This is a genomic window from Mesorhizobium sp. M8A.F.Ca.ET.165.01.1.1, from assembly GCF_004792065.1.
Taxonomy (GTDB): domain Bacteria; phylum Pseudomonadota; class Alphaproteobacteria; order Rhizobiales; family Rhizobiaceae; genus Mesorhizobium.
Genome location: NZ_SRTH01000092.1, coordinates 1 through 394, shown reverse-complemented (window position 1 = coordinate 394; position 394 = coordinate 1). Strand labels below are relative to the sequence as shown.

The 394-nt window shown below is 59.6% G+C and carries 1 protein-coding gene; it reads right to left on the bottom strand.

The genetic code is table 11. From position 1 onward, the window contains the following. Window positions 1-47 precede the first annotated feature (47 nt). Complete coding sequence (locus EN808_RS35250) at window positions 48-335, bottom strand: hypothetical protein (protein ID WP_127857567.1); 288 nt, start codon at window positions 333-335, stop codon at window positions 48-50. Window positions 336-394 lie beyond the last annotated feature (59 nt).

Genomic DNA, 394 nt, shown 5'->3' with positions numbered 1-394 from the left:
AGAAAACCGGCACTTGCAGGCCGACATGGCGTGAATATCGACAATCCCTAAAGGCGTGCCAGCCCGGCCTTGATAAGCGCCATCACGCTGATGAGGACGAAGGCGCCGCTCAAACCCCATGCCACCGCAAGTCTGAGATCCCTGAAGGCGATGCCGTGCTCATTGGCGACCATCACCGCGACGAAGAAGCCCAGCGTGAACAGCAGCGTGTTGCCGGTCGAGCCGAAGCCGTCGTCCTTCATGATGGCATCGAGCGCGGAGCCGAAAAAGAATCCGAAAACCGCGACGGTCGCGACCGCGAACAGCAGCCACGTCGTACCGAGATGCAAAAGCATATCCGCCCATGGCGTGCCTTAACGCCATGCCCTCGTTGGCACCGGTTGTTGAATTCGAA